Here is a 24057-nt window from a genome sequence, read left to right as displayed (position 1 = left end):
ACCCGATGACACGCTCCCGCCGTCTGCTCGTCCTCGCGGTGGCGGTCCTGCTGCTCGGCGGCGCCGGCGCCACCCTGGTGCTGCGCGCCGCCGCCCGAGCCGACCGGCCGCAGACGGGTGGCCCGCAGACGAGCGCGGGGCCCGTCACCCTGACGGCCGGCCGGGACACACTGACCTTCCTCGGCAGCGGGCAGGGCCCGCACCGCGGGGCCCTCGCCTCCGTCCCGGCCGACGCGCCCGCGGGCACCCGTACGGTCTCCGACCTCACCTGCCAGCGCTTCCACGCCGCCGCGGGGACCGGCGTCTGCCTGCGCTCCAGCCCCGGCGCGCTCGCCCAGGACAACAAGGCGGTCATCGTCGACGCCGCGTTGCGCCAGGTGCGCAGCTTCCCCCTGGCGGGCACGCCCAGCCGGGCCCGCGTCTCGCCCAGCGGCCGCTTCGCCGCCTGGACGGTGTTCGTCTCCGGCGAGTCCTACGGCGCGGCCTTCTTCTCCACCCGCACCGCGATCCTGGACACCAGGACCTGGAAACTCGACGCCAACCTGGAGGAGTTCGCCATTTCCATGGACGGGCGGGACTACCGCGCCCAGGACGTGAACTTCTGGGGCGTGACCTTCGCCAAGGACGACGACACCTTCTACGCCACGCTCGCCACCGCCGGCGAGACCCACCTGGTCAAGGGCTCCGTCTCCCGGCGCTCCGTCACCACCCTCGCCAAGAACGTCGAATGCCCCTCCCTGTCCCCGGACGAGACGCGCATCGCCTACAAGAAACGGGTGCGTGCCGGGGCCTCGCTGTGGCGCGAACACGTCATGGATCTGGGGACGTTGCGGGACCACGCCCTCGCGGAGAGGCGCAGTGTGGACGACCAGGCCGCCTGGCTCGACGACGGCACGCTGGCCTACGGCCTGCCCGGCGACGGCGCCGCCGACCGCACGGACCTGTGGACCGTGCCCGCCGACGGCTCCGGCACCCCCCGGCTGCTGACCTCCGGGGCCTCCTCCCCGGCCCGTCTGGGCTGACGGACGACCGGGGAGGGGGTCAGGTCCGGTCCGCGAAGCTCCGTACCCGCTCGACGAGCGCGGCACTGTCCCGGATCCAGGCGCGGGCGGGGCCATGGCGTCGCCCTTGATGGCAACCGAGAGGACCGGCAGTTCCAGCTCCGCCAGCGCGGCCTATAGATGCTCCAGCTGGGCCTCCGTGCTCGCCGTGCCGAACACCGTGGCGCCGTGGTGCAGGGCCAGCTGCACGCACGCCGTGCCGGTCGCGCCGGCCGCGGCCTGGACGAGCACCCGGTCGCCCGGGTGCACCCGCGCCTGTCGTTCCAGGCAGGCGATGGCGGTGAGACCGCTGATCAGCACGGCGACCGCGTCGGCGGCGCCGCCCCCCCGGACAGCGGGGCCACCGTGTACGCGGCCGTCGTCACACGGGCCGCGTAACCCCCCTGCGGGGTCAGCGCGATGACCGCGTCGCCGGGCCGGAGGTGCTCCACCCCGTCGCCCACCGCGTGGACGACGCCGGCCACCTCGTGCCCGGGGACGAACGGGGGAGCCGACAGGAACGGATGGAAACCGGTGGTCGCCAGTACGTCGATGAAGTTCACGCCGACGGCCTGTACGTCGATGACCACCTCGCCCGGAGCGGGCCTGCGCACGGGCACCTCCCCGAACCGCGTGTCGAGCCCGGACGGGCCCCGGGCGATCGTGTGGCCGGGGACGGTGCTGTGCCGCTCCGCCTCCGCCAGCACGACCTCCTGCGCGCCGATCACGGGCGCCTCGGGGCGCGCGGCCGGCCCCTCCTGTCCCTCTTGTTCCTCGGGCCCCAGCAGAGCGTCCAGGTGCAGCCCCACCGCGTCCACCGTGCGGTGGTCGTACACCCACCCGCGCGCCCGCTGGGCGGCGGGCGGGGGTTTGTGGAGGATGCCGGGAACAACCTCGGTCGGGGCGATGTCCTCGACGTGGACAAGCTGTACGGTGCCGGGTTCATGGGTAGTCAGGATTGACGCGGAGGGGCACTTTGCTGCCAGGCGCGGGCGCAGTGCGGCAGCTGCGTCATCGGGGGGTCATGGCGTCGTCGTACTCGCCCAGGAACGTGCCGACCGCGAGGGCCACGGCCAGGGCCAGGATTGCGAGTCCGAACAGCAGGACGCCCAGGCCGAAGACCGTGTCCCAGAGCTTGCGTCCCCAGGAGTGGCAGACGACCGCGGTGGCCGGCTTCGCCGGGTGGTAGGCGATCGGAACCGTATCGGCGCTGCCCTTCACGTATATCCGGTGGCTGGTCCCGCTGGTGTCCATGTACGTGTGGTTCCCGGACCTGCCGAGCAGGTCGCTGGTGTCCGAGACACGGACCGCCTCGACGGTGATGCCGTAGCGCGGCAGGTACCAGGCCAGGTACGTCAGCCACAGTCCGCCGGCACCGACCGCGGCGACGGCCGTGCCGAAGGGGCCCGTGAGCAGCACCATCACCCCCAGGAACCAGGTGGCTGCGTTACCGCCGATGATGCCCATGGCCACGGCGAGCGCGGCGAACCCGAGGACGACGGCGATCGCCCCGCGCCTGGCCCGGCGCGCGCGCCGCTCGCGCACCGATTCGGCGACCGCTTCGACAGTGACCAGCGCCGAGCCGTCCACGGCCTCGGCGCCCTGCGGATGCCGGGGCAGGACGCTGGTGACGGCGGACGCGAAGACGCTCGCGGAGGCGGCGCTCACGCCGTCCAGCCGGTGCACGGCGGGCACCGCGCCCCCGGGAGCGGTGAGTTCCACAGCGACGGCCCGCCCCTCCGCGCGGATCCGTGCGATCGCCGCGAAGGGGATCCGCACCTCCTCGGCGCTCCCCCTCAGCACGAGGGTGTCGCCGTCACGCTGGAGGAGAGTGCCTCGGCTGCCCCGCAGGACCGGAAGGGGAGAGGAGTTGGGCATGCCCATGATCGTAGAGGCAGGAGCGAAGACGGTCCATGGCCGAAACCGGGGACGTGCGCCTGTGGCACGGACCTCGGGTCGGCGTGCGCACGCTGCGGCGAACCCGGACCGCGTGGGGGTGGTCCGGGGATGTGGCTGCCGTGTGTGTCAGCCCCGGCGATGCCGTCAGGGGTGAACATGCGGGGACGGGCCTCCCGCCCACTGAGGGTCCAGGCAGACCAGACCGATCTCGTTGAACCGGTGGATCACATCGCGGACGGTGTCGGACTTCGTCATCCGGACAGCCATCACCCACCTCGCCAAGCTCGGCCAGCCTTCGACACGCTGGTCGATACGCAAACTTGCCGCCTACCTGCGGAAAGTACGCAGGCGCGTCATCCGTACCGGTCCTGAGGCCTTACGCTGCCTGCTCCGGCGCCGCGGCATGACCTTCCAGCGCACCAAGACCTGGAAGGAATCCCCCGACCCCCACCGCGAAACCAAGCTCAACCGCATCGAGCAGGTGTTGGACCGCTTCCCCGACCGGGTCTTCGCCTTGGACGAGTTCGGCTCACCGGGGTTGCCGGTGCTCCGCGGTACCGCTGCGCTGGCTCGGAGGTGTGGACGGGGCTTCGGCGGCCGGGTGTGGGGCGGTGCTGATCGGCTCCCGCCGGGGTTGCTGGGGCTCTGCCCCGGATCCCGCTCCTCAATCGCCGGCGGGTCTGGTTCGGCTGCGCGTGCTCGGTGGTGCGGGGTGCGGCGATGCCGCTGGTCGGTGGTGTGGGGTGTGGTGCGGTGCCCCGCCGGAGTGTCTCCTCGGCTCGGCGCGTGCGGCCTTGTCGCGGCCAGGCGGCCTGGGTTGCGCGCTCGTCCTGCGGGGACACTCCGCCGTGTCCCCACCCCACGCCCCCGCTTCGACAAGCCCACGGCCCAGCGGTGCCGGCACCGCGAGGCCACGGCCCGGCCCGGACGCCCCCCGGAACCGGGCTCGCGCCTGGAGTGGGGACGGGGAGGGGTGTCCCCGCAGGACGAGCGCGCTACCACCGCTCACGGCCGTGACACCTCGCGGGCGCCGAGCCGAGGAGATACCCCTGCGGCACCGCGACCCGCCCGCACCGAGCCCGTATCCCGCCCGGCAGGCCGACCCGGGCCGGCCGGAGCATCGGCCTCGGGGCGACCCCGTCTCGCCCGCACCGTGAGGTCGCGGTCCGGCCGGGACGGCTCCCGGAACCGGGCTCGTACTGCTGGAGTGGGGACGGGGAGGGGTGTCCCCGCAGGACGAGCGCGCAACCACCGCTCACAACCGAGACACCTCGCGCGCGCCGAGCCGAGGAGATACCCCTGCCCGGCGCCGCGACCCGCCCGCACCGTGCCCGTATCCCGCCCGGCGGCACGACCCGGTCAGGCCGGAGCTTCGGCCTCGGGGCGGCCCCGCCCGGGCACGTATCCCGCCCCGCCCCGCCGCGCCGCGCCGCGCCGCGCCGCGCCCCGCCCCGCGACCGGCCCGCCCCGAGCCCGGATCCTGCCCCTGCGGCGAGGACGAGGGCCGGCCCGGCCGGGGTGCGGCCCCGGAGCAGGATCCCGCACCGCCCGGCCAGGGCAAGGGTGGGCCGAGCGGCCGTGCCCCCCTGCGCTTTCGGGTGACATCACCGCTCCGCTTCGGCCACCCCCCGCCCCGCGGGGACGAGCATCGCAGGCGGCCGGTCGTGCTCCGGTCACCAGCCGCCCAACAGGCCGGGCACCGGGACGCGGTGCCTGCGCGCCGCCGCCGGGAGACCACGTGTACGTCCTGCTCGTCGCGAGCGCGTTCAACAGCCTCACCCAGCGGGTCCACGCCGAGCTGCGCGACCACGGCCACCGGGTGGCGGTCGAACTGGCCCTGCCCGACGTCCCCCTGGCCGACACCGTGCGGCGCCACGACCCCGACCTCGTCCTCGCACCGATGCTCCGCACCGCCCTCCCCGAGGAGGTGTGGGCCGCGTACACCTGCCTCGTCGTCCACCCGGGACCGGTCGGCGACCGCGGTCCCTCCTCCCTCGACCACGCCGTCCAGGACGGCGAGACCCGCTGGGGGGTCACGGTCCTCCAGGCCAACGCCGAGATGGACGCCGGGGACGTCTGGGCCGCCGCCGAATGCCCGGTACCGCCCGTCGGCAAGAGCGACCTCTACCGCGGCGAGATCGCCGACGCGGCGCTGGAGGCCGTCCTGCTCGCCGTGGAGCGCTTCGCCTCCGGTACGTACGTCCCGCGCCCCCAGACCGGCGGCCGGGCCCGGCCGCTCGTGCGGCAGGGCGAGCGCCGGATCGACTGGCAGGCGGACGGCACCGAGCGCGTCCTGCGCGTCCTGCGCGCCGCCGACTCGCAGCCCGGCGTACGCGACCACCTGCTCGGCGCCGACTGGTTTCTGCACGGCGGACACCGCGAGGACAACCTGCGCGGCCGCCCCGGCGAACTCCTCGCCACCCGGGCCGGCGCGGTCTGCCGGGCCACGGCGGACGGGGCCGTGTGGATCCCCGAGCTGCGTGCCCCCCGGGTGCCGGGCGGGCCCGCCACGCCCCGGCTGCCCGCGACGCTCGCCCTCGCGAACCGGCCCGACCAGCCCGACCGGCCCGACTGGCTCGACCGGTCCGACCGACTGCCCCCGCTCCCGGAACTGCCCGCACCGCCCGACGCCGGCCCGTACCGCCCCGCCTGGTCCGACATCGGCTACCACGAGGAGGGCCAGGCCGGCTTCCTGTCGTTCTCCTTCCCCGGCGGCGCCATGAGCACCGCCCACTGCCGCCGCCTGCTCGACGCCTACCGGACGGCCTGCACCCGCCCCACCTCCGTCCTGGTCCTGGGCGGATGCCGCGACTTCTTCTCCAACGGCATCCACCTGGGCGTCATCGAGGCGGCCGCGGACCCCGCCGAGGAGTCCTGGGCCAACATCAACGCCATGGACGACCTCGTCGAGGCGGTGCTGACGACCACCGACCGCCTCGTGGTCGGGGCCCTCGGCGGCAACGCCGCCGCCGGCGGCGCCATGCTCGCCCTCGCCGCCGACGAGGTCTGGTGCCGCTCCGGCGTCGTCCTCAACCCCCACTACCGCCTGATGGGCCTGTACGGCTCGGAGTACTGGACGTACACCCTGCCCCGACGCGTCGGCCGCGCCCTCGCGGAGCGCCTCACCACCGAGGCCCTGCCCCTGAGTGCCGCCGCCGCGCAGCGGATCGGACTGGTCGACCGTACGGTGCCCGCCACGCCCGCGGACTTCCCCCGCGAGGCGCAGCGCCTCGCGGCCCGGCTCGCCGCCCTCCCGGCCACCGCGTCCCGGATCGCCGCGAAGAAGGCCGCACGCGAGCGCGACGAGGCGCGGCGCCCGCTGGCCGCCCACCGGGAGGCCGAGCTGGCGCGGATGCGGCGGACCTTCTTCGACCCGCACGCCCCCTACCACGCCCTGCGCCGCGCCTTCGTCCGCAAGGAACGCCCGGCCGCGACTGCGCCGCACCTGGCCCGCGCGGCCGCGGACCGGCGCGGCGTCACTGGACTGGCCGTACCAGACGAGGCGCCCGGCCCCGGCAGCTGTTAGCAAGAAATGTGGAGCCGAGGCAGACCGCCTCCACCGCCCCACCCCTCTCACCCGATCCCCTCCCCGAGGAGGCAGCGCATGGCCGCAGTGACGAAGGACCCGGTCGACGACCCCGTGATCCACATCCTCTGGATCAACGCGGGTCTGAGCTGCGACGGCGACTCCGTGTCCCTGACGGCGGCGATGCAGCCGAGCATCGAGGAGATCGTCACCGGCACCCTGCCGGGCCTCCCCAAAATCGCCGTGCACTGGCCCCTGATCGACTTCGAATGCGGTCCGGTCGGCGGCGCGGACACCTTCATCGAGTGGTTCTTCAAGGGCGAGCGCGGCGAGATCGACCCGTTCGTCCTCGTCGTGGAGGGCTCGATCCCCAACGAGTCGATCAAGCCCGAGGGCTACTGGTGCGGGTTCGGCGACGACCCGGAGACCGGGCAGCCCATCACCACCAGCGAGTGGATCGACCGGCTGGCGCCCAAGGCCCTCGCCGTCGTCGCCATCGGCACCTGCGCCACGTACGGCGGCATCCACGCCATGGAAGGCAACCCGACGGGCGCCATGGGCGTGCCCGACTACCTGGGCTGGGACTGGACCTCGCAGGCCGGCATCCCCATCGTGTGCGTGCCGGGCTGTCCGATCCAGCCGGACAACTTCTCGGAGACCCTGACCTACCTGCTCTACCAGGCGGCCGGCTCGGCCCCGATGATCCCCCTCGACGACAAGCTGCGCCCCACCTGGCTGTTCGGGGCGACCGTGCACGAGGGCTGCGACCGCGCCGGCTACTACGAGCAGGGCCAGTTCGCCAACACCTACGACTCCCCGAAGTGCCTGGTCAAGCTGGGCTGCTGGGGTCCCGTCGTGAAGTGCAACGTCCCCAAGCGCGGCTGGATGAACGGCATCGGCGGCTGCCCCAACGTCGGCGGCATCTGCATCGCCTGCACCATGCCCGGCTTCCCCGACAAGTTCATGCCCTTCATGGACGAGCCCCCCGGCGCGAAGGTCTCCGTCACCGCGAGCGGGGCGTACGGGGCGCTGATCCGCAAGCTCCGCTCGGTCACCGCCCACACCGTGGACGAGGAGCCGAAGTGGCGCCGGGCCGGCCGGAGCCTGACCACGGGCTACCGCCCGCCCTGGTGACGGCCCGCTCCGCCCGCACACCCGCAGACAACGCCCCGCACGCCCCGCACGTACCGAAGAAGGGTCACGGCAGCAACGATGGCACCGAACACGAAGACGGCCGGCGACGGCAGCGGCCTGGTGGAGATGGCCTGGGATCCGATCACCAGGATCGTGGGCAGCCTCGGCATCCACACGAAGATCGACTTCAAGCAGAAGCGGGTCGCGGAGTGCTACAGCACCTCGTCGGTCTTCCGCGGCTACAGCGTCTTCATGCGCGGCAAGGACCCCCGCGACGCACACTTCATCACCAGCCGCATCTGCGGGATCTGCGGTGACAACCACGCCACCTGCTCCGTCTACGCGCAGAACATGGCCTACGGGGTGAAGCCGCCGCACCTCGGCGAGTGGATCATCAACCTGGGCGAGTCCGCGGAGTACATGTTCGACCACAACATCTTCCAGGAGAACCTGGTCGGGGTCGACTACTGCGAGAAGATGGTCCGCGAGACCAACCCCGGCGTCCTGGAGCTGGCCGAGCGCACCGAGGCCCCGCACGCGGGCGAGCACGGCTACCGCACCATCGCGGACATCATGCGCTCCCTCAACCCCATCGAGGGCGAGTTCTACCGCGAGGCCCTCCAGGTCAGCCGCTACACGCGGGAGATGTTCTGCCTGATGGAGGGGCGGCACGTACACCCCTCAACGCTCTACCCGGGCGGCGTCGGCACCATCGCCTCCGTCCAGCTCTTCACGGACTACATGAGTCGCCTCATGCGCTATGTCGAGTTCATGAAGCGCGTCGTCCCGCTCCACGACGACCTCTTCGACTTCTTCTACGAGGCCCTGCCCGGCTACGAGGAGGTCGGCCGCCGCCGGGTGCTGCTGGGCTGCTGGGGCGCCCTCAACGACCCCGAGCACTGCGACTTCACCTACGCCAACATGACCGACTGGGGACGGAAGATGTTCGTCACCCCGGGCGTCGTCGTGGACGGCAAACTCGTCACCAACGACCTCACCGAGATCAACCTCGGCATCCGCATCCTGCTCGGCAGCTCGTACTACGACGACTGGGAGGGCAAGGAGCAGTTCGTCACGCACGACCCGCTCGGCAACCCGGTCGACCCCCGCCACCCGTGGAACCAGCACACCATCCCGGCCCCGCAGAAGCGCAACTTCGACGACAAGTACAGCTGGGTGATGTCGCCCCGCTGGTTCGACGGCAAGGACCACCTCGCCCTCGACACCGGCGGCGGCCCCATCGCCCGCCTGTGGTCCACGGCCCTGTCCGGCCTCGTCGACGTCGGCTACGTCAAGGCCACCGGGCACAGCGTCGTCATCAACCTGCCCCGCACGATGACCAAGCCCGAGACCCGCTTCGAGTGGAAGATCCCGAAGTGGAGCAACGCGCTGGAACGCAACCGCGCCCGCACCTACTTCCAGGCGTACGCCGCCGCCATCGCCCTGCACTGCGCCGAGAAGGGCCTCGCCGAGGTCCGCGCCGGACGCACCCAGACCTGGGAGAAGTTCGAGGTGCCCGACGAGTCCATCGGCGTCGGCTTCACCGAGGCCGTCCGCGGCGTCCTCTCGCACCACATGGTCATCCGCGACGGCAAGATCGCCAACTACCACCCCTACCCGCCGACGCCGTGGAACGCCAGCACCCGCGACACCTTCGGCACGCCCGGACCGTACGAGGACGCCGTGCAGAACACCCCGATCTTCGAGGAGAACACCCCGGAGAACTTCAAGGGCATCGACATCATGCGCGCCGTGCGCAGCTTCGACCCCTGCCTGCCCTGCGGCGTCCACATGTACGTCGGCGGCGGCAGGACCGTGAAGACGATGCACGTCCCCACCGGCCTGAGCGGACTGGGCGGATGAGCGCGGCGCTCGACGCCCGGGAGGCGGGCCGCCGCGTCGAGGAGGTCCTCGACCGGCTGGCCGCCACCGGCGACCGCGAGGCGTGCGAGGCCGCCGAGGAACTGGTGCGGGTGCTCATGGAGTTCTACGGCGCCGGGCTCGCCCGGATCGCGCAGAAGCTGGGCGACGGCCCGCTGGCCGCGGCCGCGGACGACGAGCTCGTGGCGAGCCTGCTCTCCCTGCACGGCCTGCACCCCGAGGACGTGCACACCCGGATCGGCCGCGCCCTGGCCGGCGCCCCCGACCCGGTGGAGCTGCTCGGCTTCGACGAGGCCACCGGTGTCCTGCGGCTGCGCCCCGCGGCCGCCCCCACCGGCTGCGGCTGCGGCCCCGGCGGAGCGGAAACCGCCCGGCGGACCCTGGAGGACGCCCTGACCTGCTTCGCCCCCGAGGTGACGAGCGTGGAGATGGAGCCCGCACCGGCTCAGCAGCCCGCGCTCCTGCAGATCGGCACCCGGCCGCACAGCCCGGCGCGGGTCTCGTGAGCGGGCCAGCCCTGCGCACGGGAGGCCCGCGCGGGCTGCGCCGGTTCGCCGGCCCGCGCCCGCCGAAGCCCGAGACCTGCGAGCTGTGCGGGGTGGCGGTGCCCCCGGACGGGCACCGCCACCTGGTGGAGACCGAGAAGCGGACACTGGTCTGCGCCTGCACCGCCTGCTCGCTGCTGTTCGACCGGCCCGGCACCCGGACCGGCCGCTACCGGGCGGTCCCCGACCGCTACCTGACCGACCCGGACCACCGGCTCGACGCCGGCGTGTGGGAACGGCTCCAGATCCCCGTCGGCGTCGCCTTCTTCTTCCGCAACGCCGCACTGGACCGGCTGGTCGCCCTCTACCCCAGCCCGGCCGGCGCGACCGAGAGCGAACTCGATCCGCAGACCTGGCAGCAGGTACTCGACGCCGGCCCGCTGGCCGCCCTGCTCGAACCCGACACCGAAGCCCTGCTCGTGCACCGCTGGGAAGGCCGCTCCGGCTGCTACCTCGTGCCGATCGACGCCTGCTACGAACTGGTCGGCCGGATGCGGATGCTGTGGCAGGGCTTCGACGGAGGAGCCGAGGCCCGGGCCGCGCTCGGCGCCTTCTTCGACGACGTCGAACGGCGGGCCCGGCCCGTGGCCCCCGCAGCACCCGCGGAGGACCGGTCATGACGGGCTTCGGCTTCACCTGCACCGGGGTGCGGGCCGACCCGTACGCCGCCGGCCCCACCCTCGTCTTCCGGCTCCGCGTGACCGCCGACCCGGACACCCGCGTGCACGCCCTGGCGCTGCGCTGCCAGATCCGCATCGAACCGGCCCGGCGCGGCTACGGCCCCGCCGAGGCGGCAGGCCTCGCCGACCTGTTCGGGGAACGCTCCCGCTGGGGCACCAGCCTCCAGCCCGTGCAGTTCGCCCAGGTGGCGGTCATGGTGCCCGGCTTCACCGGGGAGACCGAGACCGACCTGGTCGTACCCTGCACCTACGACATGGACATCGCCGCGACCCGGTACTTCGAGGCCCTCCAGGCCGGCGAAGTACCCCTGCTGATGCTGTTCTCCGGCACCGCCTTCACCGGCGACGCCGGCTTCCGCGTCGAGCCGGTGCCGTGGGACCGCGAAGCCGCGTACCGGATGCCCGTGGCGGTCTGGCGCGAGATGGTCGAGCAGCACTTCCCCGGCTGCGGCTGGCTCCGGCTGCCCCGCGACACCATGGCCGAGCTGCTCGCCTACCGCTCCCGCCACGCGCTCGCCTCCTGGGAGGCGACCGTACGCGCCCTGCTGGACTCCTCGGACTCCTCGGACGCGTCGGATGCGGCGCGGCCCGCCCCGCCCGGAGCCGTCCGGCCGGGTGCGCTGCGTCCGCGCCTCACCGAGAGGACGGCCCCGTGACCACGAGCACCGCCGCGGACGCCCGTTTCGCCGCCGCCCGGCAGGTGGCCGACGCCGTCCTCCTCGAGGGCTACGTGCTCTACCCGTACCGCGCCTCCGCCGCGAAGAACCGGATGCGCTGGCAGTTCGGGGTCCTCGTACCCCCGGCGTGGGGCCCGGCCCACGGCGAGCACGCCTTCCAGCGGACCGAGGTCCTGATGGAGCCGAAGGGCGACGCGACGCTCGCCCTGGAGCTGCGGTTCCTGCACGCGCAGCGGCGCACGGTCCAGCAGGCCCTGGCGGGCGGCGGGTTCACCGACGTCGACGAGCTGCACCTCTGCGACCGGGTCCTCGTCCCCTGGGACGAGGGAGCGGAGGAGCGGGTCGAACTGAGCGTCCCCGTCAGCGGGTTGGCCGGTGACGGCATCCGCGTGCCGTTCGCCCGCCCCGCCCGCGACGACGTCGAGGACGTCCTGGGCGCCGACGGGCGCACGGCGGGCCGCCTGGTGCGGCGCACCGAGGCGATCGAGGGCGTCCTGCGGCTGCGTGCCGTGGAACTCGACGGCGCCTACCGGGTGTTCCGGCTCACGGCGGTCGTGGAGAACACCAGCCCGTGGACCCCCGCGGACGGATCCGGCGCCGACCGGGAGGCGGCCCTGCCCCGCTCGCTGGTCGCCGCCCACCTCCTGCTGGGACTCGACTCCGGTTCCTTCCTGTCGATGACCGACCCGCCCGAATGGGCCCGGGAGGCCGTCGCCGCCTGCGAGAACCGCCACACCTGGCCGGTGCTCGCCGGCGAGGCCGGCCGCGCCGACGTGGTCCTGTCCTCCCCGATCATCCTGGAGGACCACCCGGCCATCGCCCCCGAGAGCGCGGGCGCCATGTACGACGCCACCGAGATCGACGAGATCCTCGCCCTGCGGACGGCGGCCCTGACCGATCAGGAGAAGCGCGAGGCGCGGGGCACCGACGCCCGGGCGGCAGCCGTCATCGACCTCGCCGACTCCCTGCCCCCCGAGGTGCTGGAACGGCTGCACGGCGCGGTGCGCTCCCTGCGGGAGGCCACCGGCCCGGACGGCCCGCGGGAGATCTCCGAGATCCCCGACGAGGAGGCGGTGTTCAGGCCGGACACCCCGTGGTGGGATCCGGCCGGCACCGCCGACCCGGCCCGCGACCGCGACCGCGTCACCGTCGACGGCGCCCCCGTGGGCCCCGGCAGCCGGGTCGTGCTCCGACCCGGACCGCGCCGCACCGACGCCCAGGACCTCTTCCTCCACGGCCGCACCGCGCACGTCGAGGCCGTCCTGCACGACGTCGACGGGGGAGTGCACCTCGCCGTCACCGTGGAGGACGACCCCGGCGCGGACATCCGCCGGGAACAGGGCCGCTTCCTCTACTTCCAGCCCGACGAGGTCACCCTGCCGGAGGACGCGTGAGCCCCAAGGTCCTGATCGCGGGCATCGGCAACGTCTTCCTCGGCGACGACGGCTTCGGCGTGGAGACCGTACGCGCCCTGTCCGCGCAGCCGCTGCCCGACGGGGTCGAGGTGGTCGACTTCGGCGTGCGCGGGGTCCACCTCGCCTACCAGCTCCTCGACGGCTACGACACGCTCGTCCTGGTCGACGCCACCGCCCGGGGCGGCGAACCGGGCACGCTCTACCTCATCGAGGCGGAAGCGGCAGCCGGCGCGGGTGCGGGTGCGTGCGCCGATGCCGGTACGCAGGCCGCCGGACCCGGCGAGGGGCCCGTACTCGACGGCCACCACATGTCGCCCGACACCGTCCTCGCCCTGCTGGACACCCTGTGCGCCGGAACGGGCGCCACCCCTCCGCGGCGCACGCTGGTCCTCGGCTGCGAACCGGCCTGCGTCGAGGAGGGCATCGGGCTGAGCGCGCCCGTGGCCGCCGCCGTCCCGGAGGCCGTGCGCATGGCCCTCGACCTGCTCGACCGCCCCTCTTCCGACGAAGTCGGCTCACCCGGCCGTGAACTGAGGAGAACCCCATGAAGAAGGCCGTCATCAGCGGGGCCGCGGTCGCCGCCCTCGCCGCCGTCGTGCTCCAGGTCTTTCCCGACCTCAGGCGCTACCTGCGCATGCGCAGGATGTGACGCCGCACGGCGCCGCGCCCCCGCCGAACGGCGTACGGGGGTGCGGCGCACCGGCGTGCCCGACCGCCCCGCCTCCGCCCCGCCGGTGTAATGAGCCCCGGCAGGAAGGAGTCCGATGCACGAGATGTCGATCGCCATGGCCGTCGTGGGCCAGGTGGAAGAAGCCGCCGGGGCGGCCGGCGCGCACGCCGTCACGTCCGTACGGCTCCGGGTGGGCGAGTTGGCGGGGGTGGTTCCCGACGCGCTGGCCTTCTGCTTCGAACTGGCCTGTGCCGGAACGGTTCTCGACGGAGCCGAGCTCGTCACCGAATCCGTGGCGGCCCGCGCCCGCTGCGCGACCTGCCCCGACACCTGGGCCGTGGGGATGCCCCCCGAGCTGTGCTGCCCCGGATGCGGCAGGGCCACGGACGTGGAACTGCTGTCGGGCCGCGAGCTGGAGATCCTCAGCGTCCGCTGGGAGGACGGCCCCGCCGGTGCCCGTACCCGCGAACCGATGCCCGAGGAGGCCTGAACATGTGCCGAGTGGTCGATCTGCGGCAGGCGGTACTCGCCAAGAACGACGACGCCGCCCGGGCCCTGCGCGCCGGACTCACCGCCCGCGGTACGACGGTGGTCAACCTGCTCTCCAGCCCCGGCAGCGGCAAGACGGCGCTCCTGGAGCGCGAACTGCTCCTGGCACGCGGCCGGTCGGTGCCGGTCGCCGCCCTCACCGCCGACCTGGCCACCGAGAACGACGCGCTGCGGCTGGCCCGTTCGGGCGTACCGGTCAAGCAGGTCCTCACGGACGGGCTGTGCCACCTGGAGGCCGCGATGCTCGGCCGGCACCTGGACGGCTGGCTGCCCGAGGACACCCGGATCCTCTTCGTGGAGAACGTGGGGAACCTGGTCTGCCCGGCAGGTTACGACCTGGGGGAGTCGCTGCGGGTGGTGCTCGCCTCGGTGACCGAGGGCGAGGACAAGCCGCTGAAGTACCCGACCGCCTTCGGGCTGGCGCAGCTGGTGGTCGTCACCAAGACCGACATCGCGCAGGCCGTCGAGTTCGACGAGGCGGCCTTCCGCGCCAACGTCGAACGGGTCAATCCCGGTGTGGAGATCGTCATGACCTCGGCCCGCGGGGGCGAGGGCCTCGGGATCCTGCTGGACCGGGCGCTGGCGGCCGGGAACGGGGCGGTGACGCACACCCCGGTGATGGCCGGCGGGCGGCAGCACGCGCAGAGCCACGACCACGACCACGGGCACGGCCACGACCACGGGCACGGCCACGACCACGGGCACGGCCACGACCACGGGCACGGCCACGGGCACGGCCACGGTCACGGGTACGGCCACGACCACGGGCACGGCCACGACCACGGGCACGGCCACGGGCACGGCCACGGTCACGGGTACGGGTACGGTCATGATCACGGGTCCGACCACCATCACCACCACCCCGGGCCCGCCCACCCCCACCGCCCCGACCGGGCTCCCGGCTCCGATCACGCCGACCACGCTCCCGGTCCGGACCACGCTCACGAGCCCCCGCACGTCCGGCCCGCCGCGCAGCCCCGCTGATGGGGGCGGTCCAGCGCCGCCGCGTCACCGTCCGCGGCGTGGTCCAGGGCGTCGGCTTCCGCCCCTACCTCTACACGCGTGCGACCGGGCTCGGCCTCGCCGGGCACGTCACCAACACCCCCGAGGGCGTCGTCGCCGAGGTCGAGGGCGCCCCGGCCGCCGTCTCCCGGTTCTGCGAGCACCTCGCGGCGGACGCACCCCCGCTGGCCGTCGTGGACGCCGTCGACCACCACGAGGTGCCCGTCGCGGGCGGCACCGGCTTCACCATCGTCGCCTCCCGGACCGGCGGCCCCGCGCGGACGCTCGTCTCCCCGGACGTGGCCACCTGCGCCGACTGCCTCGCCGAACTCGCCGACCCCGCCGACCGGCGACACCGGCACCCGTTCATCACCTGCACCCACTGCGGGCCGCGGTTCACCATCGTCACCGGGCTGCCCTACGACCGCGCCCACACCACCATGGCCCGCTTCCCCATGTGCCCCGACTGCGCCCGCGAGTACGGCGATCCCGCCGACCGCCGCTTCCACGCCCAGCCGGTCGCCTGCCCGGCCTGCGGCCCCCGGCTGGCGCTGCTCACCGGGCGGCCCCCCTGTGCCGCCCCGGACGGGGACCCGATCGCCGGAGCCCGCCGGCTCCTGGCGGCCGGGGCGATCCTCGCCGTCAAGGGCCTCGGCGGCTACCACCTCGCCTGCGACGCCACCCACCCCGGTGCCGTCGCCGAGCTGCGCCGCCGCAAGGCCCGCGGCGACAAGCCCTTCGCCCTGATGGCCCGGGACCTCGCGGACGCCGAACAGTACGCGCACATCGGCCCCGAGGAGCGCGCCCTCCTGGAGGGCGGTGTACGGCCCATCGTGCTGCTGCGCCGCCGTGCCGCCGCGGACTCCGCGGACCTCGCGGGCGTGCCGGGCGTACTCGCCGACGGTGTCGCCCCGCGCTGTCCCGACCTCGGCGTGATGCTCCCGTACACCCCCGTCCACCACCTGCTGCTCGGCCTGCCCGGTGACCCGCCGGGCCCGCGGCTGCTGGTCATGACCAGCGGCAACCTCGCCGGGGAACCCATCGTCACCGACGACGGCGAGGCCCTGGAGCGGCTCGCCGGCCTCGCCGACGCCTGGCTCACCCACGACCGCCCCATCCACGTGCCGTGCGACGACTCCGTGGTGCGGGTCTGCGACGGCGAGACGCTGACCGTACGACGCGCCCGCGGCTACGCCCCGCTCCCGATGGCCCTGCCCCTGCCCGTTCCCGCGACCCTCGCCGCCGGCGGCGACCTGAAGAACACCTTCTGCCTCGGCGAGGGACGCCGGGCCTGGCTGTCCGCCCACATCGGCGACATGGACGACCTCGCCACCCAGTACGCCCTCGAACGCGCCGAGCGGCAACTGGAGTCCATCACCGGCGTCACGCCCGCGCTCCTCGCGGCGGACCGGCACCCGGGCTACCGCTCCACCGGGTGGGCGCGGCGCACCGCCGGATCCCGGCCGCTGGTCCGCGTGCAGCACCACCACGCGCACATCGCCTCCGCCCTCGCGGAACACGGCCTGGACGGCGCGCACCCGGTGATCGGAGTCGCCTTCGACGGCACCGGCTACGGCGACGACGGCGCCGTGTGGGGCGGCGAGGTCCTCCTCGCCGACTACGCGCGCTACACCCGCTTCGCCCACCTCGGCTACGTCCCGCTGCCCGGCGGTGACGCGGCCGTGCACCGCCCGTACCGGATGGCCCTGGCCCACCTGTGGGCCGCCGGCCTGGCCCGCACCCCGGACCTGCCGTGCGTCGCCGCCTGCCCGCCCGACGAACTGCGCGTACTGGAACGCCAGCTGGAGCGCGGCCTGAACTGCGTCCCGACCTCCAGCATGGGGCGGCTCTTCGACGCCGTCTCCTCCCTCTCCGGCGTCTGCCACCACGCCGGCTACGAGGCGCAGGCCGCGATCGAGCTGGAGGCCGCCGCCCTCGGCGCAGCCGCGGCCGGCCCCGACTACGCCTTCGGGCTGCGCGTCCCCCGGCACCCCGCCACCGGCCCGGTGGTCGCCGACCCGGCGCCGCTGCTGGCGGCCGTGGCGGCCGACGTCCGCGCGGGCACGGACCCGGGGCTGATCGCCGCCGGCTTCCACGCCGGCGTCACCGACCTCGTCGTGCGGCTCTGCGCACTCGCCCGCGAACGGCACGGCCTGGACACCGTCGCGCTGACCGGCGGCGTCTTCGCCAACACCCTGCTGTCCTCGGCGTGCGCCCGCACCCTGCGGGCCGGCGGGTTCACCGTCCTGCGCCACGGCCGGGTCCCCCCGAACGACGGCGGCCTGTCCCTCGGCCAGCTCATGGTGGCGGCCGCCACCCCGGATCAGCACCCGCACCACCCGCGCCACCCACAGCAAGGAGAAGCCCATGTGCCTGGCGGTACCCGGCAGAGTGCTTGACATCGGGGAGAAGGACGGCACCCGCATGGCCACCGTCGACTTCGGCGGGGTGCAGAAGGAGGTCTGCCTGGAGTACCTGCCGGACCTCCGGGTGGGCGAGTACGCCATCGTCCACGTGGGGTTCGCCCTCCAGCGCCTCGACGAGGAGTCGGCCCGCCAGACCCTGGCGCTCTTCGAGGAACTCGGCATGCTCCAGGAGGAGTTCGGCGACCCGTGGGAGCAGGCGGCCGCCCAGGCCGGCGCGGACTCGCCCTGGCCCTTCGCCGACGGGCCGTACGCGGGCGAGGCCGCCGCGGCGCAGCGCGTCCAGGACCCGTACCCGTACGCCCAGGAGGAAGGCCGGCCGTGAAGTACATCGAAGAGTTCCAGGACCCGGCCCTCGCGCGCCGGCTGCTCGACGACATCCACGCCACCGTGACCCGCCCCTGGGCCCTCATGGAGGTCTGCGGCGGCCAGACCCACACCATCATCCGGCACGGCATCGACCAACTCCTCCCCGAACAGGTGGAGTTGATCCACGGGCCGGGCTGTCCGGTGTGCGTCACCCCGCTCGAGGTCATCGACAAGGCCCTGGAGATCGCCTCCCGCCCAGACGTGATCTTCTGCTCCTTCGGGGACATGCTCCGGGTGCCCGGCACCGGCCGCGACCTGTTCCAGGTGCGCAGCGAGGGCGGCGACGTACGCGTCGTCTACTCCCCGCTCGACGCCCTGCGCGTCGCCCGGGAGAACCCGCAGCGCCAGGTGGTGTTCTTCGGCATCGGCTTCGAGACCACCGCCCCGCCCAACGCGATGACGGTCCACCAGGCGAAGAAGCTCGGCATCCGCAACTTCAGCCTCCTGGTCTCCCACGTCCGGGTGCCCCCGGCCATCGAGGCGATCATGCGGTCGCCGAGCTGCCGCGTCCAGGGCTTCCTGGCCGCCGGCCACGTGTGCAGCGTCATGGGTGTCGGCGAGTACCCCGAGCTGGCCGCGCGCCACCGCGTACCCATCGTGGTGACGGGATTCGAGCCGCTGGACATCCTGGAGGGCGTACGCCGGGCCGTGCGGCAGCTGGAACGCGGCGAACACACCGTCGACAACGCCTACGCGCGCGCCGTCCGCCCGGAGGGCAACCCGGCGGCCCTCGCCATGCTGGAGGACGTCTTCGAGGTCACCGACCGGGCCTGGCGCGGCATCGGCGTGATCCCGGACAGCGGGTGGCGGCTGTCCGACCGCTACCGCGACTTCGACGCCGAACACCGCTTCGCGGTCAGCGGCATCGACACCCGGGAGCCGGCCGAGTGCCGCAGCGGCGAGGTGCTCCAGGGACTGCTGAAACCACACGAGTGCGAGGCCTTCGGCACCCTGTGCACCCCGCGCAGCCCGCTCGGCGCCACGATGGTCTCCAGCGAGGGGGCCTGCGCCGCGTACTACCTCTACCGGCGGCTGGAGCTGGGGCCCGCCCCCTCCGCCGCGACCACCCCGCTGGAGGCGAGCCCCGTTGTCTGACGCCGCTACCACCCTCGACATCACCGGCTGGACCTGCCCGGCCCCGCTGCGCGACCGCCCCCGCGTGGTGATGGGCCACGGCGGCGGCGGCGCGCTCTCCGCGGAGCTGGTCCAGCACCTCTTCGCCCCCGCCTTCGGCGGTGACGTGCTGGCCCAGCTGGGTGACTCCGCGGCCGTCTCCCTCGGCGGCGTCCGCCTGGCCTTCTCCACCGACTCCTACGTGGTGCGTCCGCTCTTCTTCCCCGGCGGCTCGATCGGGGACCTCGCGGTCAACGGCACCGTGAACGACCTGGCCATGAGCGGGGCGCAGGCGGCATACCTGTCCTGCGGCTTCATCCTGGAGGAGGGGGTGGAGATGTCCGTGGTGGCGCGTGTCGCCGAGGCCATGGGCGCCGCGGCGCGCGCGGCGGGCGTGGAGGTCGCCACCGGCGACACCAAGGTCGTCGAGGCGGGCCACGGCGACGGCGTGTACGTCAACACCGCGGGCATCGGGATCATCCCCGACGGCGTGGACCTGCGTCCGCAGCGGGTCGTACCGGGCGACGTGGTGATCGTCAGCGGCGGGATCGGCCTCCACGGGGTGGCGATCATGAGTGTCCGCGAAGGCCTGGAGTTCGGCGTGGACGTCGAGAGCGACTGCGCCGCCCTCGGCGGTCTTGTCCAGAGCATGCTCGCCGTCACCCCTGACCTGCACGTGCTGCGCGATCCCACCCGGGGCGGCCTGGCCGCCTCCCTGAACGAGATCGCGGCCGCCTCGGGTACCGGTGTCGTGATCCACGAGCGCAGCGTCCCGGTGCCCGCGGCCGTCGCCAACGCGTGCGCGATCCTCGGCCTCGACCCGCTGTACGTGGCGAACGAGGGCAAGCTCGTGGCCTTCGTGCCGCGGGAGCACGCCGAGGCCGTACTGGACGCGATGCGCGCCCACCCGCTGGGCCGCGGCGCGGCGGTGGTCGGCGAGGCCGTGGACGCCCACCCGGGCCTGGTCGTGGCCCGTACCGCCCTCGGCGGCACCCGCGTGGTCGACCTCCCGATCGGCGAGCAACTGCCGCGCATCTGCTGACGCCCCGCCCGCCCGCCTCCGGGCAGTAGGCCGGCCGATCCCCCGCGCCTCGCCGACGCCGCCGGGGTCCGGGCCGGGCTGGGCCGACCTGGTCGCGGGCCTGCCCGGCGCTGGTCACGGGCCCGCGCGGCTCTGGGCAACAGGCCGATTCTCCGTCTGTCGCCGTCGCCGCCGGGGCCCGGCCGAGCCGGGCCGACCTGGTCACGTGCCCGCCCGGTGCCGGCGCCGCCGGGGTCCGGCCGAGCCGGGCCGACCTGGTCACGTGCCCGCCCGGTGCCGGCGCCGCCGGGGTCCGGCCGGGCTGGGCTGGTCTGGGTACGGCCTGCCCGGGGCTGGTCACGAGCCCGTCCGGCTCCGGGCAAAAGGCCGATCCTCCGCCCGTCGCGGGTCCGGCCGCTGGGCTGGCCTGGGCACGGGCCTGGCCGGCGCTGGTCTGCCCGGCGGCGGCTCCCCGGCCACGGGCGCGGCCTGCCTCGGTCCCCGCCGGGCGGCAAGGGCGTGGCCGGGCGGGAGCCGGGGTGGTTTCCCGTCGGTCAGCGGTCGTCGCGCAGATCGTCGAGGTCCTGTTCGTCCAGGTCCCGCATTACGTCCCGCATCGTCGCGTCCTCGCGACCCCGTTCGTGCGCGATCTCGTCCGGGGTGCGCGGGCGGCCGCCCGTCTTCATCCGGTCCGGATTCGGGGACCGCCCCCGGATCCGCTCCTCGCGCCCGCTGCCCGGCGTACGGCTGCTCTTCTCGCCCCTGTCGCCATGCATGACCGCTCACACCCCTTCCGTGCGCGCAGGTCCCCAAGCTGCGGCTACCCCTCCGCCGCCGCCCAAACCCGGGCGCGGCGCAGACACCGCCGACCCGGGAGGACCGTTCGAGCTGCCGACGGGCATGGGTGGCTCCTCCTCGCCCCTGCGGAGCCCCTGAGCCCCTGAGCCACAGGGCGGCAGGGTGTCAGCTCCTGGCGCCCGGAGTTCCCGGGACGACGTGGTCGCGGCGTACGCGGTCCGCGTTGGCCCGCTCCACCCGCTCCGCGTCGAGCGGCGGCCGCCCCGCGTCGCTGCCCGTCCGGGACGGGACCCCCGGCTGCCGGCCGTGGTCGTCCGCCGTGCCGCCCTCGTGCCGGAGCGCTGGCCTGGGCGACGCGTCCCGGGGACCCGGCCCGGTCCCGTGTTCGGGCCCGGGGTCCTGCGGCATCACCTCGCGCACCGCGCGCTCGGCCCGTGCCGCATCGGGGACCGAGACGGCCACCCGCCGGAACGGCGCGCCCTCGGCCAGTTCCAGGCAGAGCACCGTGCTCTGTGCCTTCACCGCGATGAAGTCCTTGCCGTCGGGCCGGTTGCGGACCCCGCTGCACCGCCCCGGCGACCACGTTCCGGAACCGGCCCGGCCGCGCAGGACGCGCCACCAGCTCCGCTCGACGTGCACCTCGCGCAGGGCCGACACCGGTACCCGTATCTGTCGCCGCCGCGCGGCCAGGCCCTCGCGCAGCCCCAGCCGCACGACGACCTCGCCCCCTTTCACCGTCACATGTGCCATGGCAGCCACCGCCTTCCTACGGTGCGGCTCCCCTCCGAACACCGTACCCACGCCTGGCCGCCACCGAGCGCGCAGAGCGGTCCGAGCGCCCCGGGCCCGGAGGTTTCGACGCGGCGGCAGTGGCAAGGCGCCTGGCATGGTGCGCATCGGATACACGATGATGACCGAGCGGGCCAGCCCCCGGGACCTGGTGGACCACGTGGTGGGGGCCGAGCGGGCGGGCTTTGACTTCTCGGTGGCCTCCGACCACTACTTCTCCTGGCTGGACTCCCAGGGCCACGCCCCCTACGTATGGAGCGTCCTGGGTGCCGCCGCGCAGGCCACCACCTCGGATCCCGCTCATGACGTACGTGACCTGTCCGGCCTTCTGCTACCACCCCGCGGTGGTCGCGCAGAAGGCCGCCACGATGCAGATCCTGTCGCAGGGCCGCTTCAGGCTCGGGCTCGGCTCGGGCGAGAACCTGAACGAGCACGTCGTCGGCCCGGGCTGGCCGGCCGCCCACGTGCGTCTGGAGCGGCTCGAAGAGGCGGTGGGGATCGTGCGCTCCCTCCTGGACGGTGACCTCGTCAGCCATCACGGCACCCACTTCGACGTCGAGGACGCCAGACTGTGGGACCTCCCCGACGTACCGCCGCCGATCGGGATCGCGGCCTCCGGCCCGGCCTCCTGCGCGCTCGCGGGGCGGACCGCGCGGCCCGGCTGCGCCGGTCGGACCGGTTCGGACCGGTCGGGGCGGTCGGGGCGGTCAGGCGGTGATGCCCACCTTGTCGTACGCCTGGTCGATCGCCGCCTGCGCGGCGCTCTGCAGCTCGGGGTTCCCGAAGAGGTACGTGCCGGTGACGTCCCGCAGGGCGCGCCGCATGTCCGAGAAGTCCGACTCCCTCAGCAGCCGCACCAGGGCGAGGTAGATCAGCAGCGCCCACTCCTCGACCTTGAGGACCGGCCGGCCCTCATCGTCCACCGAGGTGAGCAGGTTGAACATGGCCTTGTTGTGGATGTTGCTGTTGGTGTGTACACCGCCGTTGTCGCTCGACGTGACCAGGAAGTCGTCCATGTGGTCGGGATCGCCCGTCCGGGTGGGATCGCTCATGTCGCGCAGCGGTTTCCCGTTGCCGCCCAACCCGGCTCCGATCTCCCAGCTCCAGGTGCCGACGTCGCTGCGGTCCGGCGCCTCGTACCAGTTGGCGATGAGGACGCCCATCGTGTCCGACAGCGACTCGTTCAGGGCGCCGGACTGGTCCTGGTAGATCAGGTCGCTGGAGGTCTCGATCACCCCGTGGGTCATCTCGTGTGCGATGACGTCGAGATGCTTGGCCAGGCTGACCAGCCGGCCTCCCTCCGACACCTGGCCGTACCACATCCGCCTGTCGAACCAGACCGCGTTGAACCACTCGGGCCCAGGGCCGTCCAGGCGGTAGGTGCAGTTGACCAGGGAGACCAGGTCCATGTCGGCATCGTCGATACCGTTGCGGAAGAGCTGGTCGCGGTAGTACCTCTCCACCCGCTCGGCATTGACGTGCGCCGAGACCCCGGCCCGGTGGCCGGCGCCGAAGTCCGCCTGCGGCGAGCCGATCGCCGCGGTCGGCGGCGGGGCGGTGTCGATGTCCGCGAATTCCATGTCGTAGGTGACGATCTGCCGCCACTTGTCGTGCAGGAGGAAGGAGCCGTTCTGCCGGCTGCCGTGGAACCGCTGCCGGGCGCTGACCTCGTCCTCGCCCTCCAGCCTGATCGGTACGGTGATCGTGGGGGACATCCCGTAGGACTTGAGGATCTCGCCGGAGTGCGCGTCGACGAGGTATCCGGTGAGCGGGAATGCCTCGCGCGGCGACGCCCCGAGGCCATGACCGCGCTGGCCTGCCTCCCGGCGGTTCTCCGGCAGTTGGGCCGGTACCTCGCGCAGGTGCCACTGGTCGTTGCGGTTGACGTACGTCAGGGTGGGCGGCGGCAGCGCCGAGGCGTCGACCGTGGTGCCGGTCGCCGTCCTGACGCGTTCCAGAGCTTCCGTGCCCGACAGTTCCGGCACGGAGTCGACGCCCACGACCTCGCCGAGTCTGCCGTCCACCGACACCAGCCGCTGGTTCTCGTCGAGCTCGACCAGCACCTCGGCGCCGAAGACGGGGATCTCCTGCCGGGTCTGCTCGAAGCGGACGAGGGTGGTGCCGGTACCGGCCTGGCGGCGTTCCGTGCTCAGTACGAGATCGGGCACCCGCTCGGGCCGGTCCTCGCGAACGGCCTCACGCAGCGCCGGTGCCTCCTCCACGGCGAGCTTCTCCGCCAGGTAGAAGCGTGCGGCGGACTCGGCCGAGTTGAAACTCCGTTCGTCGACGCCCTCCGGGGCGCCCACACCGCGTACCGACTCGGGCCCGGGAGGCGCGTCCGCCTGTGGGTCGTCGGTGAAGTGATAGCGGAATCTTTCCAGCTGTGACATGACTGATCACACGACCCTCCGTGATCGCCCCCGGCTGCTGCTGCCCCGCCCCTCGCGCGCGCGTTCTCTTCACGTGCTCACTTCAAACGTCACATCAGGTGACACCGGTGGCAAGCGGACGGCCCCGCCGGGATGC

22 protein-coding genes and 2 pseudogenes are annotated in these 24057 nt (G+C 73.8%); 17 read left to right on the top strand and 7 right to left on the bottom strand.

Features of this window, described 5'->3' with window-relative positions:
* Positions 1-5: 5 nt before the first annotated feature.
* Positions 6-1022, top strand: coding sequence for a TolB family protein (locus AVW11_RS18080; protein ID WP_076044718.1), 1017 nt, complete (start codon positions 6-8; stop codon positions 1020-1022).
* Positions 1023-1175: 153 nt separating this feature from the next.
* On the opposite strand, the gene AVW11_RS36635 is transcribed toward AVW11_RS18080, so the two are convergent.
* The 4 genes from AVW11_RS36635 to AVW11_RS37740 form a co-directional block, all read right to left on the bottom strand.
* The gene (locus AVW11_RS36635; protein WP_076044716.1) at positions 1176-1361 is read right to left on the bottom strand and encodes an MDR/zinc-dependent alcohol dehydrogenase-like family protein; all 186 of its coding nucleotides are present in this window, start codon (positions 1359-1361) and stop codon (positions 1176-1178) included.
* Positions 1355-1876 carry an alcohol dehydrogenase catalytic domain-containing protein gene (locus AVW11_RS38985; protein WP_079250666.1) on the bottom strand — a complete coding sequence of 174 codons (522 nt, stop codon included), beginning with the start codon at positions 1874-1876 and terminating at the stop codon, positions 1355-1357. Before AVW11_RS38985 ends, AVW11_RS36635 begins: the two co-directional genes overlap by 7 nt.
* A gap of 175 nt (positions 1877-2051) precedes the next feature.
* The gene (locus AVW11_RS18060) at positions 2052-2918 is read right to left on the bottom strand and encodes a hypothetical protein (protein ID WP_143568862.1); all 867 of its coding nucleotides are present in this window, start codon (positions 2916-2918) and stop codon (positions 2052-2054) included.
* Positions 2919-3083: 165 nt separating this feature from the next.
* Positions 3084-3194: a helix-turn-helix domain-containing protein gene (locus tag AVW11_RS37740; RefSeq protein ID WP_338058863.1), complete on the bottom strand. Its 111-nt coding sequence runs from the start codon at positions 3192-3194 to the stop codon at positions 3084-3086.
* 1483 nt (positions 3195-4677) lie between these two features.
* Between AVW11_RS37740 and AVW11_RS18055 the strand changes: the two genes are divergently transcribed.
* The 15 genes and pseudogenes from AVW11_RS18055 (at position 4678) to hypE (ending at position 19965) form a co-directional block, all read left to right on the top strand.
* Positions 4678-6465 (top strand): enoyl-CoA hydratase-related protein, encoded by a 1788-nt coding sequence (locus AVW11_RS18055; RefSeq protein WP_076044708.1) that lies wholly within the window; start codon positions 4678-4680, stop codon positions 6463-6465.
* 78 nt (positions 6466-6543) lie between these two features.
* Positions 6544-7599 carry an NADH-quinone oxidoreductase subunit B family protein gene (locus tag AVW11_RS18050; protein ID WP_030851972.1) on the top strand — a complete coding sequence of 352 codons (1056 nt, stop codon included), beginning with the start codon at positions 6544-6546 and terminating at the stop codon, positions 7597-7599.
* A 78-nt stretch (positions 7600-7677) separates the two neighbouring features.
* Positions 7678-9462, top strand: coding sequence for a nickel-dependent hydrogenase large subunit (locus AVW11_RS18045; protein WP_030851975.1), 1785 nt, complete (start codon positions 7678-7680; stop codon positions 9460-9462).
* Positions 9459-9986, top strand: coding sequence for a hypothetical protein (locus AVW11_RS18040; RefSeq protein ID WP_060177645.1), 528 nt, complete (start codon positions 9459-9461; stop codon positions 9984-9986). The genes AVW11_RS18045 and AVW11_RS18040 overlap by 4 nt, the downstream gene beginning before the upstream one ends.
* Positions 9983-10645, top strand: a complete 663-nt coding sequence (locus AVW11_RS18035) for a DUF5947 family protein (protein WP_060177646.1) — start codon at positions 9983-9985, stop codon at positions 10643-10645. The genes AVW11_RS18040 and AVW11_RS18035 overlap by 4 nt, the downstream gene beginning before the upstream one ends.
* The gene (locus AVW11_RS18030) at positions 10642-11361 is read left to right on the top strand and encodes a DUF6084 family protein (protein WP_060177647.1); all 720 of its coding nucleotides are present in this window, start codon (positions 10642-10644) and stop codon (positions 11359-11361) included. Before AVW11_RS18035 ends, AVW11_RS18030 begins: the two co-directional genes overlap by 4 nt.
* Entirely contained in the window at positions 11358-12776 is a 1419-nt protein-coding gene (locus tag AVW11_RS18025; RefSeq protein WP_060177648.1) for a hypothetical protein, read from the top strand. The genes AVW11_RS18030 and AVW11_RS18025 overlap by 4 nt, the downstream gene beginning before the upstream one ends.
* The gene (locus tag AVW11_RS18020) at positions 12773-13345 is read left to right on the top strand and encodes a hydrogenase maturation protease (RefSeq protein WP_060177649.1); all 573 of its coding nucleotides are present in this window, start codon (positions 12773-12775) and stop codon (positions 13343-13345) included. Before AVW11_RS18025 ends, AVW11_RS18020 begins: the two co-directional genes overlap by 4 nt.
* The gene (locus tag AVW11_RS39295) at positions 13342-13446 is read left to right on the top strand and encodes a DUF6893 family small protein (RefSeq protein WP_381788019.1); all 105 of its coding nucleotides are present in this window, start codon (positions 13342-13344) and stop codon (positions 13444-13446) included. The genes AVW11_RS18020 and AVW11_RS39295 overlap by 4 nt, the downstream gene beginning before the upstream one ends.
* 115 nt (positions 13447-13561) lie before the next feature.
* Complete coding sequence (locus AVW11_RS18015) at positions 13562-13957, top strand: hydrogenase maturation nickel metallochaperone HypA/HybF (RefSeq protein WP_030851991.1); 396 nt, start codon at positions 13562-13564, stop codon at positions 13955-13957.
* Between the two features lie 2 nt (positions 13958-13959).
* Positions 13960-14766 (top strand): annotated as a pseudogene (gene hypB / locus AVW11_RS18010) (hydrogenase nickel incorporation protein HypB); the annotation flags it as partial.
* Positions 14767-14999: 233 nt separating this feature from the next.
* A complete protein-coding gene (gene hypF / locus AVW11_RS18005; protein WP_076044706.1) occupies positions 15000-17417 on the top strand; it encodes a carbamoyltransferase HypF in 2418 nt (805 codons plus the stop codon).
* Positions 17386-17766 carry a HypC/HybG/HupF family hydrogenase formation chaperone gene (locus tag AVW11_RS18000; RefSeq protein ID WP_051700589.1) on the top strand — a complete coding sequence of 127 codons (381 nt, stop codon included), beginning with the start codon at positions 17386-17388 and terminating at the stop codon, positions 17764-17766. The genes hypF and AVW11_RS18000 overlap by 32 nt, the downstream gene beginning before the upstream one ends.
* Entirely contained in the window at positions 17763-18905 is a 1143-nt protein-coding gene (gene hypD, locus AVW11_RS17995) for a hydrogenase formation protein HypD (RefSeq protein WP_030852004.1), read from the top strand. Before AVW11_RS18000 ends, hypD begins: the two co-directional genes overlap by 4 nt.
* A 70-nt stretch (positions 18906-18975) precedes the next feature.
* Positions 18976-19965, top strand: a complete 990-nt coding sequence (gene hypE / locus AVW11_RS17990; protein ID WP_199838166.1) for a hydrogenase expression/formation protein HypE — start codon at positions 18976-18978, stop codon at positions 19963-19965.
* A 533-nt stretch (positions 19966-20498) separates the two neighbouring features.
* Here the strand turns inward: hypE and AVW11_RS17985 are convergent.
* Together AVW11_RS17985 and AVW11_RS38030 are read right to left on the bottom strand one after the other, a co-directional pair.
* Complete coding sequence (locus AVW11_RS17985; protein WP_076044704.1) at positions 20499-20720, bottom strand: hypothetical protein; 222 nt, start codon at positions 20718-20720, stop codon at positions 20499-20501.
* A 187-nt stretch (positions 20721-20907) separates the two neighbouring features.
* Positions 20908-21492, bottom strand: a complete 585-nt coding sequence (locus AVW11_RS38030; RefSeq protein WP_206281909.1) for a hypothetical protein — start codon at positions 21490-21492, stop codon at positions 20908-20910.
* A gap of 136 nt (positions 21493-21628) precedes the next feature.
* On the opposite strand from AVW11_RS38030, the pseudogene AVW11_RS17975 reads away from it, so the two are divergent.
* A pseudogene (locus AVW11_RS17975) lies at positions 21629-22184 on the top strand (TIGR03557 family F420-dependent LLM class oxidoreductase); the annotation flags it as partial.
* 54 nt (positions 22185-22238) lie between these two features.
* On the opposite strand, the gene AVW11_RS17970 reads toward AVW11_RS17975, so the two are convergent.
* Positions 22239-23921 (bottom strand): M4 family metallopeptidase, encoded by a 1683-nt coding sequence (locus tag AVW11_RS17970; protein WP_076044700.1) that lies wholly within the window; start codon positions 23919-23921, stop codon positions 22239-22241.
* Positions 23922-24057 lie beyond the last annotated feature (136 nt).

Source organism: Streptomyces amritsarensis, assembly GCF_001953875.1.
In the GTDB taxonomy this organism is placed as follows: Bacteria; Actinomycetota; Actinomycetes; order Streptomycetales; family Streptomycetaceae; genus Streptomyces; species Streptomyces amritsarensis.
Note: the sequence above shows the minus strand (reverse complement) of the source record. Positions and strands in the feature narration are given on the sequence as shown.

Bases quoted from the DNA above. Each gene is read 5' to 3' on its own strand.
- AVW11_RS18080 (WP_076044718.1), top strand. From the start codon at position 6: ATGACACGCTCCCGCCGTCTGCTCGTCCTCGCGGTGGCGGTCCTGCTG.
- AVW11_RS18060 (WP_143568862.1), bottom strand. From the start codon at position 2,918: ATGCCCAACTCCTCTCCCCTTCCGGTCCTGCGGGGCAGCCGAGGCACT.
- AVW11_RS37740 (WP_338058863.1), bottom strand. From the start codon at position 3,194: ATGACGAAGTCCGACACCGTCCGCGATGTGATCCACCGGTTCAACGAG.
- AVW11_RS18050 (WP_030851972.1), top strand. From the start codon at position 6,544: ATGGCCGCAGTGACGAAGGACCCGGTCGACGACCCCGTGATCCACATC.
- AVW11_RS18045 (WP_030851975.1), top strand. From the start codon at position 7,678: ATGGCACCGAACACGAAGACGGCCGGCGACGGCAGCGGCCTGGTGGAG.
- AVW11_RS18040 (WP_060177645.1), top strand. From the start codon at position 9,459: ATGAGCGCGGCGCTCGACGCCCGGGAGGCGGGCCGCCGCGTCGAGGAG.
- AVW11_RS18030 (WP_060177647.1), top strand. From the start codon at position 10,642: ATGACGGGCTTCGGCTTCACCTGCACCGGGGTGCGGGCCGACCCGTAC.
- AVW11_RS39295 (WP_381788019.1), top strand. From the start codon at position 13,342: ATGAAGAAGGCCGTCATCAGCGGGGCCGCGGTCGCCGCCCTCGCCGCC.
- AVW11_RS18015 (WP_030851991.1), top strand. From the start codon at position 13,562: ATGCACGAGATGTCGATCGCCATGGCCGTCGTGGGCCAGGTGGAAGAA.
- hypF (WP_076044706.1), top strand. From the start codon at position 15,000: ATGGGGGCGGTCCAGCGCCGCCGCGTCACCGTCCGCGGCGTGGTCCAG.
- AVW11_RS18000 (WP_051700589.1), top strand. From the start codon at position 17,386: ATGTGCCTGGCGGTACCCGGCAGAGTGCTTGACATCGGGGAGAAGGAC.
- hypE (WP_199838166.1), top strand. From the start codon at position 18,976: ATGGGCCACGGCGGCGGCGGCGCGCTCTCCGCGGAGCTGGTCCAGCAC.
- AVW11_RS17985 (WP_076044704.1), bottom strand. From the start codon at position 20,720: ATGCATGGCGACAGGGGCGAGAAGAGCAGCCGTACGCCGGGCAGCGGG.
- AVW11_RS38030 (WP_206281909.1), bottom strand. From the start codon at position 21,492: ATGGCACATGTGACGGTGAAAGGGGGCGAGGTCGTCGTGCGGCTGGGG.
- AVW11_RS17970 (WP_076044700.1), bottom strand. From the start codon at position 23,921: ATGTCACAGCTGGAAAGATTCCGCTATCACTTCACCGACGACCCACAG.